The sequence below is a fragment of the Parvibaculum sp. genome, from assembly GCF_039973015.1.
In the GTDB taxonomy this organism is placed as follows: Bacteria; Pseudomonadota; Alphaproteobacteria; order Parvibaculales; family Parvibaculaceae; genus Parvibaculum.
This window is the reverse complement of sequence record NZ_JBDWLT010000012.1, coordinates 266,113-279,514: the sequence shown is the minus strand read 5'-3', so window position 1 is coordinate 279,514 and position 13,402 is coordinate 266,113. Positions and strand designations below refer to the sequence as shown.

The following is a 13,402-nucleotide window of genomic DNA, read 5'->3' as shown; positions in this document are numbered from 1 at the left end:
CGGGGGTAAATCGGATATGTCTGGCTTGAGCAAACGGCGCATTGCCGAAGACAGCGAAATCGAAAAGAAATTCGCGCAAGGCCAGCGGCTCCAGTCGCGCGACCGCTTTGCCGATGCCGAAGCACGCTACCGCAAGGTGCTCGCCGCCAATCCGGTCCACATCGGTGCTCTCACCGGCATCTGCCAGTGCCTGATCGCGCAGGAGCGCGCACCGGAAGCCCTCGAACTGCTTGATTGTGCGGCTGAAAACATCTCCGCCGATCCCGCATCCCTCTTCGATCTCGGCACGGCCTGTGCTCTGGTCGGCTATCGCCATCAGGCCCGTACGGTCTACAGGCGCGCCCTGGAACTCAATCCCGACCACACCTCCGTCCTCATCAATCTTGCGAATGTCGAAAACGATCTCGGCGAGACGCAGGAAGCCGTCGATCTGCTTTCGCGCGCCATTGAGGTCAATCCGAACGCTGCGCGCGCCTACAGCAATCTCGGCAAAATCCTGACAGGCACCAGCCTCGTCGAGGAAGCGCTCTCCTGCTACCTGCGCGCCATCGAGATCGACCCGCGCATATCGCAGAGCTGGACGAACCTTGCCGCGCTTTATGAAATCATGGGCCGCTTCGAGGATGCGCTGGAAGCTCTGCGCCGGAGCCTGACCCTCGATCCCGAATGCGATGCCGCGCGCTGGAATCTCGCCCGCACCCTGCTGACGCTCGGTCAGGTGGAAGCGGGCTGGGACATGTATGGCTTCGGCTTTGCCTGCCGCGAACGCAAGCCCTACCGCCCCTTCCCCGGCCTCATCTGGGAGGGCGAAGACCTCAAGGACAAGACCATCATGGTCTGGCGCGAACAGGGGCTGGGCGACGATCTCATCTTCTCGACCTGCTATGCGGACCTGATCGCGCGCGCAGGCCACGTCATCATAGAGACGGATGCCCGCCTCGTCTCGCTCTACCAGCGTACTTGGCCTGAAGCCACGGTGCGGGCCGAAACCCTCGCCTCGACCGGCCTCGGCAATTATGGCGAAGTCGATTTCGACCTCACCGCGCCCGCAGGCCTCGTCGCTGCGCAGCTCCGCCGCAGCCTCGACACCTTCCCCGATCATATTGCGGGTCTTCAGCCGGACCCCGAGCGCCTTGCCGCCTGCCGCGACTGGCTCGCCACCCTTGGCCCCGGCCCGAAGATCGGCATCGCCTGGACCTCCGCCAAGGTCAACGACCTTCGCGCGCCGAACTACACCGCACTGGCCGACTGGATACCGCTCTTCAAGGCGCAGAACGTCTCGGTCGTCAATCTTCAGTACACAAATGTGGATGAGGAGGCCGAAGCGCTTGCCCGCGAGCATGGCCTGACCCTTCACCGCATGCCGGACCTCGACCTGTTCGGCGACCTCGAAGGCGTCGCCGCACTGACCGCCTGCATGGATGCCGTCGTTGGCCCCTCGAGCTTTCCGCTCATGCTGGGTTCGGCGCTTGGCCGCCCCTGTTTCCACTACGGCCAGCCGCGCATCTGGACAAAGCTCGGCACCGGCGGACTGCCCTGGTTCCCCACCATGCGTTGCTACACGATCGACCGCTCGACCGACCGCGCCGCCCTTGCCACGCGCGTCACCGGCGATGTCACGAAGTTTCTCGCCGGCTAGGCCACCCGGCATCTACTCGGGCCCAAAGGGTAAAACCTGCCTTTCTTGCCCGGCAAAACTTTCCCTTGCTATGGAACTTCCTGCCAGCTCGCACCGGCACAAACAACCTAAGTCATTGAATTCAATACATTTTAAAACTGGCCCGGCATTTGCGAATACAGGGCCAGAAGCAATCGACGGATGCAGAGGAAGGCGAAGCCGCTCATGCACCCGGTTCGGCGGCGGAAGGGATGTCGGGTAGCCGGAGAAGGTTCCAGACAACCAAATCGCGAAACAGCCTTGGGTTGTTTACGTCGAATTAATGATTAACGCCGAGTGTAGTGCCCGTGCCGTCACGAGACGGTCGGGCCAAACCCTGGAGGGTAGAGACAATGGCTGATGTAGTCCTTTCCGGTGCAATCCGGTCGAACCTGCTCAGCATGCAGAACACAACGAAGCTCCTGGACGAAACGCAGCTGCGTCTCGCAACGGGCTTGAAGGTTCGCAGCGCGATCGACAGCCCCACCGCCTACTTCACGGCGCAGGGCCTCAATAACCGCGCTTCCGACCTGAACGGCCTGCTCGACTCGATGGGCCAGGGTGTGAAGACGCTTGAAGCCGCCGATCAGGGCATCAAGTCGATCCTCAAGCTCGTGGACAGCATGAAGGCAGTCGCGAACCAGGCGCTCGAAACCAAGATCAACCCCACCACCATCACGGGCAACCGCGCTGGTGATCCGTTGACCGGCGGTGTCACTCTCGCAGGCCTCGGCGCTCTCGCCACCGGCAATACGCTCACCATCACGGTTGGCGAAGTGACAGCCGAAGTCGATATCGGCGCCGCATCGGGTGAGGTCGCAACGGTTCAGGATATGATCGACTGGGTTGCTGCCACCTTCAATGGTGACGAACCGGTTGAAGCGATCATCGACGACGAAGGTCAGCTCGACTTCTCCGCCGCCAATGGTCGCGCGCTCTCCATCGAAGCCGACAATGCCGGTACGCCGGTCAGCCTTGCGGGCCTCCTTGGCAGCCACACCTCCGCGACCAACGGTGTGAACCGCGACAAGTTCGAGAGCGATTTCAATAATCTGCGCGAACAGATCGAACAGCTCGCCAGCGACGCCAGCTACAAGGGCGTGAACCTTCTGAAGGGCGATCTGCTCAGTGTCTTCTTCAACAATGAGCAGACCTCGAAACTCGACATCGAAGGCGTGGACCTCACGCCGGATGGCCTGCTCAACATCGGTGCGGTCGCCAACGAGTCCGGCGACCACGGCTTTGCCGCCGATTCCGATATCCAGATCTTCGTGGACACGCTCAACGCCGCCACCGGCGTGTTGCGCCAGCAGTCCTCGACCTTCGGCGCAAACCTGGGCGTGGTGCAGATCCGTCAGGACTTCACCTCCTCGCTCATCAACACGCTGGAGTCCGGTGCATCCGAACTGACGGTCGCCGATACGAACGAAGAAGGTGCAAAAATGCTCGCCCTGCAGACCCGCCAGCAGCTCGGCACCACTGCCCTGTCGCTCGCGAACCAGGCGGAACAGGGTGTGCTTCGTCTCTTCGGTTAACTCTGAATTCTCAAGCATTTCAAAGGGCGGGCCTTCGGGTCCGCCCTTTTTGCTTAACGGGGCACACGGACTTTTTTTCAAGAAAGTTCCGAAAAAATCGGCGGTTTTTACCACCTCTTAACGAGAGCGCCCTCATGCTCTCGTCATGGCTCAGGAAGAGCCGTGGCTATCGTTCCTAGGAAAGGACACTACAATGGGTGATATCGTCATCAACAGCGCCGTGCGTTCCAACCTGCAGACCCTGCAGGGCACCGCGAAGCTCATGGCTCAGACGCAGGGCCGTCTCGCGTCGGGCCTGAAAGTCTCCTCCGCCCTCGACAATCCGCAGTCCTACTTCACCGCCGCCGGCCTGAACTCCCGTGCGTCGGACCTGAGCGCCATTCAGGACTCGCTCAGCCTCGGCGTTAAGACGCTGAATGCGGCTGACGAAGGCATCAAGGCCATCCAGAAGCTCGTCGACCAGGCCAAGTCGGTCGCCAACCAGGCGCTCCAGGCGAAAGCCACCGCGACCACGCTCGACGCGACGGCTGAAGCAGCCGCGATCGCCGGTTCCGCCGGTGCCCGTACGGTCAGCTTCCAGATCGGCACCGCGACGGCCGTCGATGTTGTTTTCGACACGGCGACCTACGCCACGGCGGCTTCTTCGGCTGCTGCCATCGAAAGCGCGCTTGCTGACTACACGTCTGCGGGCGGCACGCTTGCCGGTCTTTCCGTCACGGTCGACGGCGGCGACATCTCGTTCGAGGTCGAGTCGGGTGAAGATCTCACGATCTCCGGTACGGCTGCTGCCACGGGCGCCGCGGGCTTCGGCATCGACGACGACTCCGACAACGGCGAAACGCTGACGGAAGCGCGTTCGACCTACGCGACCGACTACAACGGCCTGCGCACGCAGATCGACCAGCTCGCGACCGATGCCAGCTTCAACGGCATCAACCTGCTGAACGGCGACAGCCTGACGGTGAAGTTCAACGAGACCGGTTCGTCCAAGCTCGACATCACGGGCGTGACCTACAACGCTGAAGGTCTCGGCATCAACTCCACGGACTTCTCCGACATCGACGCGGACCTTGCCCTGCTCGACACCGCGACGTCGACGCTCCGCAAGCAGTCCTCGACCTTCGGCGCGAACCTCTCGGTCGTGCAGAACCGTCAGGATTTCACTGAAAACCTGATCAACGTTCTCGAAGGCGGTGCGGGCGACCTGACGCTGGCCGACACGAACGAGGAAGCGGCCAACCTGCTCGCTCTGCAGACCCGCCAGTCGCTCGCTCAGAGCTCGCTGTCTCTCGCCAACCAGGCGGAACAGAGCGTCCTCAACCTCATCCGCTAATGAGGTTCCGCCTCCGGGCGGACAGGACGAAGAAAACAGGCGGCGGGAACTTCGGCTCCCGCCGTTTCTTTATTCGCAAACCCCGCGGCGGCTCCCCCAAGGGGCCAAATCGCGCTAGACTGCCGCACCTTCCGCAGAGAATCGCCGTCAGGACGAACAAGCATGGCCCTCAAAGTCGAACTCAAGCCCGGCGAACGCTTCATTCTGGGCGACAGCGTCATCACCAATGACGATCAGCGCACGCGCCTCTTCATTGAAGGGGATTCGCCGATCCTTCGCGAAAAGGACATTCTGCGGACCGCCGATGCCGATACGCCCTGCAAGCGCGTCTATCTCATCGTGCAAATGATGTATCTCGCCGCCGACCCCCGTCCCCATCACGATCTCTACTTCCAGATCGTTAAGGATGTCATGCAGGCGGCGCCCTCCACCGCGCCCTATATCGATGCCATCAACAGTAAAATCTTAACTGGCGAAATATATAAAGCTCTCAAGGAAACTCGAAAATTGATCGAGTACGAACGAGGGCTGTTGGAGAATGTCAAAACCACATGACGCCTATGCCAGCGCATCGCGCATGGCGCCGAAGGATCCGCGCGAGTTCGAAGCGACAATCCTGACGCGGGCGGCAGGCCAGCTGCAGCGCATCCGCGACAACTGGGAAGCGGAAACGGCCTCCGCGCTTTATGACGCTCTTACCTACAACCGTCGCATCTGGACGGTCTTCGCCGCCTCCGCCGCGGAAAAGGAACATCCCCTCCCCCGCGAGATCAAACAGAACATCGCCAACCTCGCCGTCTTCATCTTCAAGCGGACGAGCGAGATCGAGGCGACCCGCGAGCCGGAGCCGAAACTCCTCGACACGCTCATCATGATCAATCGCGAGATCGCCGCCGGCCTCTACACGCGCGCCTGATCAGCGCGGCGGCATACGGATGGCCCCGTCGAGGCGCACCGTCTCCCCGTTGAAATAGCCGTTCCTGAGCATCGTCGTTGCAAGGTCCGCATATTCAGACGGATCGCCGAGCCGCGGCGGGAAAGGCACCGATGCCGCGAGATTGTCGAAGATCTGCGGCGCGCGGTCCTTCACGCCAAGCATGGGCGGTGTCGCCATGATCCCCGGCAGGATCGTGTTGATGCGGATGCCTTCGCGGGCGAGATCGCGCGCGATGGTGAGCGTCATGCCCTTGATCGCCGCTTTCGCCGCCGAATAGGCGACCTGGCCGACCTGCCCGTCTTCCGCCGCGACCGAACCTGTATTCACGATGGCGCCGCGCTCGCCGCCCTCCAGCGGATCGAGCGTCGCCATGCCCGCCGCGCTCTTCACGATGCAGCGAAACGTGCCCACCGTATTGAGCCCCAGCACATATTCGAAATCCGAAATCTTGAACGGCACGATCTCGCCCGTCTTCTTGTCGCGCGCGATCGTCTTGCCGCCGCGTCCCCCGCCCGCGCAATTCACAAGGCAGCGCTCCTGCCCGTTCTCCGCGCGCGCCTTGGCAAAGCCCGCATCGACGGAGGCCTCGTCCATCACATTCACCTCGCAATAAAGCGCGCCGAGCTCCTTCGCCACGCGCTCGCCATTCTCCTTGTTGAGGTCGAAGATCGCGACCTTCACGCCGAGCCCGCGCAGCATTGTCACCGTCGCCTTGCCGAGGCCCGATGCACCGCCGGTCACCACTGCCGATATGGAGCTGTCGAGTTTCATGAATGTGTCCCTCCCTGTTTTTATTGGCCGATAGCCTTTTTCCGGGCGCAGCATGGCCTGATTTTTCTGGCCCGCCAATCATGTCTCCCGCATGAGGGATTTGACGTCGGGGAGAGCTTGCGCGGCCCTCTCCCGCCCACTAGCTTTCCCGCATCGGCAGCGCCCGTTACTGTCATGGGGGAACGAAACATGTTGCAGCAGTTCGGCGATGAAATATGGATCGCTGACGGGCCCGGCATCGAAGCGATCATGGGTTTCCGTTATCCCCTGCGCATGGCCGTCATGCGCCTGGCCGATGGCAGCCTCTTTGTCTGGTCGCCGATCGAACTGACGGGCGCCTTGCATGCGCAGCTGGATGCGCTCGGTCCCGTTCGCCACATCGTCGCGCCGAACACGCTGCATCACCTCTACATTCCCGAATGGAAAAGCGCCTGGCCCGAGGCAAGACTTCACGCCGCACCCGGTCTCTCCGAAAAGCGCAAGGACATCGCCTTCGATGAAATCCTCGGCGATACACCTTCCACCGGCTGGGCGGGCGAAATCGATCAGGTTGTGATGAAAAATGCCATCGCGGATGAAGTCGTCTTCTTCCATGTGAAGAGCGGCACCGTTCTCTTCACCGATCTCATCCAGCATTTCGCCAAAGGCTGGTTCAAGGGCTGGCGCGCCCTCGTCGCGAAACTCGATCTGATGACGGGGCCGGAGCCCGCCGTCCCGCGCAAGTTCCGCCTCGCCTTCAGGGATCGCCTGGCCGCCCGTGCCGCACTTGCGCGTATCCTCGCATGGCCTGCGCAAAATGTGGTGATGGCGCATGGCACGCCCGTCACGGGGGAAGGCCGCGCCTTCCTCGGCCGGGCGTTTCGCTGGCTGAAGCCGTCCTAGATGAAGTTCACCAGCGAGAGCTGCGAAAGCATCGCCGTCACCTGGTAGCTCGCCTGCAACTGCGTCTCCAGCGTGGTCAGCTTCACGCCGACCTCGTAAGGGTCCGCGTTCTGGATATCGCCCAGAATCTCGTTCGCCGTCGCCATCGTGGCGTCGTGCCGGTTCTGCGTATTCTCCAGCGTCGCCGAGGCGAGGCCGAGATTGGTGACGATGCTTTCGACGGACTGCGTACCCTCGAAGTTCAGCACCTGCCCCGCCCGCGCCGTCAGCTCGCGATAGCTGTCACGCTGCTCGGCATCCTCCGCATCGTTATACTCCACCGCCGAGAGAAGCGCCGACATCTTCAGCGTATCGCGTATCGAATCCTGGTCCGCCCGCGCGCCATAGCTGAGTTGACGCCCGTCATCGATCTGCGCTGTGAAATCCTTGCCGGCATTCGGGCCGAGATCGCCGCTGTACCAGAACACGGTATCGTCCGCCGTCGCGTCCCGCAGGCCCGTCGCGCTGTCGAAGGGCGGCCCGTCCACGCGCTGCGGCACACCGCCCGCCTCATAATCGAAGAAGTTGTTAGCCGCTTCCACCGCGGAGGCCGCCTTCAGCGAAACATTCGCCTCGCGCTTGAGCGAGGTGTCGAGCGCCGCCTGGAAATTCGCGCTCGTTGTCGCGGCATCCCCGCCAATCGTGAACTCGCCTTCTTCCGGCGGGCTGTTCGTTGTCGCTGTCAGCGTCACCGTGGTCGAGGTGCCATCCGGCAGATCGAGCTCGAACGAGATCTTGCCGCCCGCTGCGGGCACATCCGTGAACTCGACATCGACGCCCGCGGGAGAGCCCGCCGGTCCCGTCACATTCGCATTGGTGAGCGTGGATTGCACATCCGCGATCTTGAAGCCGAAGACGCTCGGGTCCGCATCTTCCGCCAGCGTCACGGTCGTGCCTGCCGTGCCGAGCGTCAGCCGCCCGAGCCCGTCCGCCCCCAGATCGGCCTGCGCCCGTTCGTCGATGAACTGCTTGAGGCCCGCCTCGTCGCCGCTGCCATTCTGGATTTCGTCGGGCAGCGCCACCGGCCTTGTCTGCGTTTCCGTGCCGCCAAAGAGGTAGCGGTCTTCCACCTGCAGGTTCAGCAGGTTCACCATTTCGTCGAAGCTCATCGCCGCCTGCACCTGCGCGCCCGTCTGCGAGCCGTTCACCAGGTCGAAGCCGGAGGTCACCATGGAGGTCTTGGTCTCGCTCACGATATCGTTCACACGGCTGAGCGACGTCGACATCACCTCGATGCGCATCTGCGACTTTGCGATCGTGTTCGTATAGGTCGAAAGCTGGCCCAGCTGATGCGTCAGCGAGAGAACCGTGTTGCGGTTCGTGCCGAGCTTCGCATAGGAGTCCGTCTTCAGGCCCGTCGAGAGCTGCCGCTGCAGGTCATCGAACTGGGCGCGCATGTCGTTGATCGAGTTGCGCAGCGCAAGAGACTGGGAAAGCGTGGAAATCTGCATGATTTTTACCTGCCGATGCTCATGAGCACGGTGAAGAGTTCCTGAATGGTCGTCATGACCCGCGCATTCGCCGAATAGGCATTCTGCAACAGCAGCAGGTTCGACATTTCGTCATCGATATTGACGCCCGTCTCCGCGTCGAAACGGTCCTGCAACGAGGAGGTCACCACCTGCTGCGCTTCCGCGTCGCGTGCCGCATTCGCCGACTGGCTTGACTGGAACGAAACGATGCGGCGCGCGAATTCGTCGATGGAGCCGTTGAAGGGCGTCGAGCTGCCGCCAATGCCCGTCTCGGGAGCATAGGTCCGCGTATTCGTGGTCAGACGCGCCAGAAGATCGAGCGGCCGCGTCGTGTCGCCCATCGGCACATCCGTATCGTAGGCGACGAGCTTGGTATCGTCCGCGATCAGCTCCGCATTGACCTTGATGCGCGAGGCAAAGCCCGTCTTCTGCCCGGCGCCGTCGAGGCTGTTGGAAAAAACCGTGCCGTTCGAGCCGTCGGTGAAAAGCGGCAGGCCGGTGCCCCCGCCGCTCAGTGCCGAAGGCGTCACCGTCGCGCTCACCGCGTTGATGTCGCTGTTGCCCGCGGCGCCATCGTCAAGGAAACGGATCGTGCTGCCGGACGTGTTCGACACCGCGACGTCGCCCGGCAGCGCCGCCTGCAGGTCTGCAATGATGCCGGCCATGGGCTGATTGAAGTTGATGCCGACCACAGTGTCGCCGGTCGCCGCCGTCGCCGTGTCGGAGAGCGGCAGCACCGAAGGATCGTCCACCCGGACGATGGTGACATTCTGCTGAACCCCGCCCACCGTATAGGAAAGGCTGATCGTGTTGCCCGGCACCATTTCGGCGGTATCGATGTCATAGCCGGTCGCGGCGCCAACGGTGGCATCCGTGCTCTCAACCGTTTCTTCCGACAGGGCGAGCGCAAGCTGCGCCGCCAGTTCGTCGAGCTGCGCCTGCGCTTCAGGCAGGATTTCGTCGCGCATCTCGATATAGCCGGCCAGTGTGCCCGAGCGGATCGCGCCCGCGGCAATCAGGTCGATCGAGGTCGAACCCGACACGAGCCGGATCGTGCCGGCACCGCCATTCTCATAGGTCGAGGTCGGGTCCATCTGCGTGTGTTCGTCGAAGGTCAGTTCGACCGGCGTGCGGTCGAGCAGCAATTGCCCGCCCGACGTGAACACCGTCACCGTCCCGTCGTCGCGGTTCACGACCTTCACGTCCATGAGCGTCGACAATTCGTCGATGGCCATATCGCGCTGGTCCTGCAGGTCGCCAATGGAAAGGTTGCCCGCCTGCCGCGATGCGATCTGGTTGTTGACGTTCGCGATGGTCTTGAGCAGCGCATTCGCCTGCTCGACGCCCGCGGCAATGTTCCGCTCCGCTTCGAGCCGCATCTCCTGGATCGTATCGGAAGTGGTGTTGAGCTGCGTGGCGAGATTGTCCGCTTCGTTCAGGAAGGAGGCGCGCGAAGACTCCGATTCCGGGTTGTCGATCAATTCCTGCAGCATGGAGGAAAGCGACCCGATTGCGCCGGCGATGGAGCTGTTTGAATCCGGTGTGCCGAACCCGGCATCGATCCGGCCCAACATGCTCGACTTCACATTCAGAAAGGCCGAGCTTGCCGAAGACGTGCGAAGCTGCTGCTGCAGAAAGGCATCCACCTGCCGCTGCGCCGCCTCGCGGCGCACGCCGATGCCTTCGCCGCCCGCCAGCATATTCGTCTGCTGCTGTACTTTGCGCGTGTAACCCGGCGTACCGACATTGGCGATATTTCGCGACGTAACGTCCAGCCCGGCCTGGGCGACGTTCAATCCGCTCATTGCGGCGCCGAGTGCGGAGGAAAGGCTCATGTGAAAACCCGGTGACTGACTTGCCTGTTGCGGAGCCGCGGCGGGTAAACCCCGCCGCGGTTTGCACTATTAGCGCTTCATGTTCAGCGTTTCGGACATCAGTTCGTCGGCTGTCGTCACGATGCGTGTACCTGCCGTATAGGCCTGCTGCGTCACGATCAGTTTCGAGAACTCGTCCGCGATATCGACATTGGAGGCTTCCCGCGCCGAACCGATCACGCTGTCGCCCCCCGTCAGCATCGGCTCGCCGGATTCCTGCGTTGCCGCGAATGCCGTACCGTCGAGCTTCTGCAGCTTGTCCGCCGCATTGAACTTCGCCAGCGAGACTTCCGCGAGGTCGACCGTCTTGCCGTTCGAATAGGTACCGGTGATGCGTCCGTTCTCCGAAACCGCGATGCTCACAAGCTCGCCCGAGGGATAACCGTTCTGGTCGAGCGCCGTCGTTTTCACGGTGCCGTTGTCGTCCTCGAACTGCGTGATGTTGGAGGCGCCATGATCGAGAATGACATTGCCGAGAGCGATGCCGTTCACGTTCATGCCGGTGATGGTGGTCGAGTCCACGGCGGGCGAAAGCCGGCCCTGTCCGTCAAAGGCATAGTCCTGACCGACATTGACCCATTTCGCATCGGGGCCCGTCGCGCTGTCATCTGTCTTGTAGAACAGGTTCCAGGTGTCGCCGCCGCCATCGGCATTGTCCACCTTCGCCCAGCGGAACTGGACATTGGCGGGAGCGCCAAGCTCGTCATAGCCCGTCACCGCGCCGCCGGAGAGCGAATTGTCGAGGAAGATGTCCTCGTTATCCGCCGAGATCGTGCTCAGGTCGGCAAGCACCGGCGTGAAGCGGCCCGTCGTCAGGAGTTCGCTGTCCGCGATCTGCGGATCGGCGTTCACCGTCTGCGGCCAGAGCGGCAGGTTCGCCTTGTAGGTAATGGTCGAGGTCGTACGCGCCGCCAGGAAATCGCGGTCGATCTGGATGCGGCTCGGCGTATCGCCCACGGGGTTGCCCGTCGTCGGGTCGATTTCGAGCCCCTGCAGCGTGTAGCCCGCGCCATTCACGAGGTAGCCATACTTGTCCATCGAGAAGTCGCCGCGCCGCGTGTAGTAGTTCACGCCGTCGAAGACCGGGTTGCCGTCCACCGTCGCCACCTGCGACGACACGATGAAGAAGCCTTCACCGTTGATCGCCATATGTGTCGGCGTTTCGGAAGCATCGATGGAGCCCTGCACCGTATTGGTGAAGGCCGGCGCCGCCAGCACCGCGCCCGGCAGGTGATTCCGGCTGGTCGAGGCGGTCACGATGTCCTGAAAGCTCGTATCCGTGCGCTTGAAACCGACGGTCTGCGAGTTGGCGATATTGTCCGAGATGTGACCCAGCGCGCTCGACTGGGCACGAATGCCGGTAATCGCCGTGGTCATCGATCCAAAAAAGCTCATGGGCTCTCTCCATGGGGTCCGTCCGGCCGTGGTCGGCGGGACTTTGTCTGGTCCATTGGGAGCAAGCCTGATGCCAGCAATTTATCCTATGTTTTTCAATAACTTAACCTAATCACCCCCTGCCGTCCCCGGCATCCCCTGCCCCTTCCCCGGCAGAAATTGCCGCAAGGGCGGCCAATATGATCCTTAAGAGCCCGTTTAAATCGCACGGGGGCCCTGCCCGCAGGCGAACAGGCCTTTCCCTTGAACGGGGCGGGGCCAGCCTTTAGGTTCCTTCGCGTTCAGCAATTCGGTAACGGTCGCGAGCGCGTCGCTGGTGGCCGATTCCGGCATTTGCGTCCCGTTGCAACAAACTCTTGCGCAAATGCCGGAATCAAAGGACCACCAGCAAACCATATGAATCTAGTGAAGCGTTGAATTTGACATTTGATACGGCGCTCGCTGCAAACTGAGATCAAATGTCAAATTCGCTTCACTAGGGAAAGCCAGATCCATGAAGTTTGAGGGAACGAAAGATTACGTCGCCACCGAAGACCTGCGCGTCGCCGTGAATGCGGCGATCACGCTGCAGCGTCCCCTTCTCGTGAAGGGCGAGCCGGGCACCGGCAAGACGGTGCTGGCCGAGGAAGTCGCCAAGGCGATCGATGCAGAGCTCATCACCTGGAACATCAAGTCGACCACGAAGGCGCATCAGGGCCTTTATGAATACGACGCCGTGTCCCGCCTGCGCGACAGCCAGCTCGGCGACGAGCGCGTGAAGGACATCGGCAACTACATCTCCAAGGGCAAGCTCTGGGAAGCCTTCGAGCGTCCCAAGCGTCCGATCCTGCTCATCGACGAGATCGACAAGGCCGATATCGAGTTCCCGAACGACCTTCTGCAGGAACTCGACCGGATGGAGTTCTACGTCTACGAGACGAACGAGACCATCAAGGCCGAGCAGCGTCCCATCGTCATCATCACGTCGAACAACGAGAAGGAACTGCCGGACGCTTTTCTGCGCCGCTGTTTCTTCCACTACATCAAGTTCCCTGAAGAAGACACGATGCGCGCCATCATCGACGTCCACTTCCCGGGCCTGAAAGGCAAGCTCGTGCAGGAAGCGCTCTCGATCTTCTACGAGATCCGCGACGTGCCCGGCCTGAAGAAGAAGCCCTCCACCTCGGAACTTCTCGACTGGCTGAAGCTCCTTCTTTCGGAAGATATCTCCGCCGAGACGCTTCGCGAGAAGGATCCGACAAAACTCATCCCGCCGCTCCACGGCGCGCTCCTGAAGAACGAGCAGGACGTTCACCTCTTCGAACGCCTCGCCTTCCTCGCTCGCCGCGAGCGGAACTAGTTTCTATCTCTCCACCCTCCCCTCGGGGAGGGTCAAACGGCTGCAAGCCGTTTGGGGCGGGGGAGTGCCACAAACATCGAAGCCCGCGCCTCACCCGCGCGGGCTTTTTGTTGTCCGCCCCTTGGTGAAATTGACGCTTCACCCGCCCCCCGATTTGCGGCAACCTCT

Annotated in this window: 11 protein-coding genes; 7 read left to right on the top strand and 4 right to left on the bottom strand. The window is 62.1% G+C overall.

Features of this window, described 5'->3' with window-relative positions:
- Positions 1-25: 25 nt before the first annotated feature.
- From ABJO61_RS15780 to flaF, 5 genes are all read left to right on the top strand, one after another.
- Complete coding sequence (locus ABJO61_RS15780) at positions 26-1,639, top strand: tetratricopeptide repeat protein (protein ID WP_348330764.1); 1,614 nt, start codon at positions 26-28, stop codon at positions 1,637-1,639.
- Positions 1,640-2,010: 371 nt separating this feature from the next.
- Complete coding sequence (locus ABJO61_RS15775; protein WP_348326562.1) at positions 2,011-3,192, top strand: flagellin; 1,182 nt, start codon at positions 2,011-2,013, stop codon at positions 3,190-3,192.
- A gap of 193 nt (positions 3,193-3,385) precedes the next feature.
- Positions 3,386-4,525, top strand: a complete 1,140-nt coding sequence (locus ABJO61_RS15770; RefSeq protein ID WP_348326560.1) for a flagellin — start codon at positions 3,386-3,388, stop codon at positions 4,523-4,525.
- A 162-nt stretch (positions 4,526-4,687) separates the two neighbouring features.
- On the top strand, positions 4,688-5,080 hold the full coding sequence (gene flbT / locus ABJO61_RS15765) for a flagellar biosynthesis repressor FlbT (protein WP_348326558.1): 393 nt from the start codon (positions 4,688-4,690) through the stop codon (positions 5,078-5,080).
- Complete coding sequence (gene flaF / locus ABJO61_RS15760) at positions 5,064-5,441, top strand: flagellar biosynthesis regulator FlaF (protein WP_348326556.1); 378 nt, start codon at positions 5,064-5,066, stop codon at positions 5,439-5,441. Before flbT ends, flaF begins: the two co-directional genes overlap by 17 nt.
- Here the strand turns inward: flaF and ABJO61_RS15755 are convergent, their stop codons facing one another.
- Complete coding sequence (locus ABJO61_RS15755; RefSeq protein ID WP_348326554.1) at positions 5,442-6,233, bottom strand: SDR family NAD(P)-dependent oxidoreductase; 792 nt, start codon at positions 6,231-6,233, stop codon at positions 5,442-5,444.
- 189 nt (positions 6,234-6,422) lie between these two features.
- Between ABJO61_RS15755 and ABJO61_RS15750 the strand changes: the two genes are divergently transcribed.
- The gene (locus ABJO61_RS15750) at positions 6,423-7,115 is read left to right on the top strand and encodes a DUF4336 domain-containing protein (RefSeq protein WP_348326552.1); all 693 of its coding nucleotides are present in this window, start codon (positions 6,423-6,425) and stop codon (positions 7,113-7,115) included.
- Here the strand turns inward: ABJO61_RS15750 and ABJO61_RS15745 are convergent.
- The 3 genes from ABJO61_RS15745 to ABJO61_RS15735 all read right to left on the bottom strand — a co-directional run bounded on the left by ABJO61_RS15745 (position 7,112) and on the right by ABJO61_RS15735 (position 11,895).
- Entirely contained in the window at positions 7,112-8,605 is a 1,494-nt protein-coding gene (locus tag ABJO61_RS15745; RefSeq protein WP_348326550.1) for a flagellin, read from the bottom strand. The genes ABJO61_RS15750 and ABJO61_RS15745 overlap by 4 nt on opposite strands.
- 5 nt (positions 8,606-8,610) lie before the next feature.
- A complete protein-coding gene (flgK, locus tag ABJO61_RS15740) occupies positions 8,611-10,461 on the bottom strand; it encodes a flagellar hook-associated protein FlgK (protein WP_348326548.1) in 1,851 nt (616 codons plus the stop codon).
- Between the two features lie 69 nt (positions 10,462-10,530).
- The gene (locus ABJO61_RS15735) at positions 10,531-11,895 is read right to left on the bottom strand and encodes a flagellar hook-basal body complex protein (RefSeq protein ID WP_348326546.1); all 1,365 of its coding nucleotides are present in this window, start codon (positions 11,893-11,895) and stop codon (positions 10,531-10,533) included.
- A gap of 493 nt (positions 11,896-12,388) precedes the next feature.
- On the opposite strand from ABJO61_RS15735, the gene ABJO61_RS15730 reads away from it, so the two are divergent.
- A complete protein-coding gene (locus tag ABJO61_RS15730) occupies positions 12,389-13,234 on the top strand; it encodes a MoxR family ATPase (RefSeq protein WP_348326545.1) in 846 nt (281 codons plus the stop codon).
- Positions 13,235-13,402: the final 168 nt, after the last annotated feature.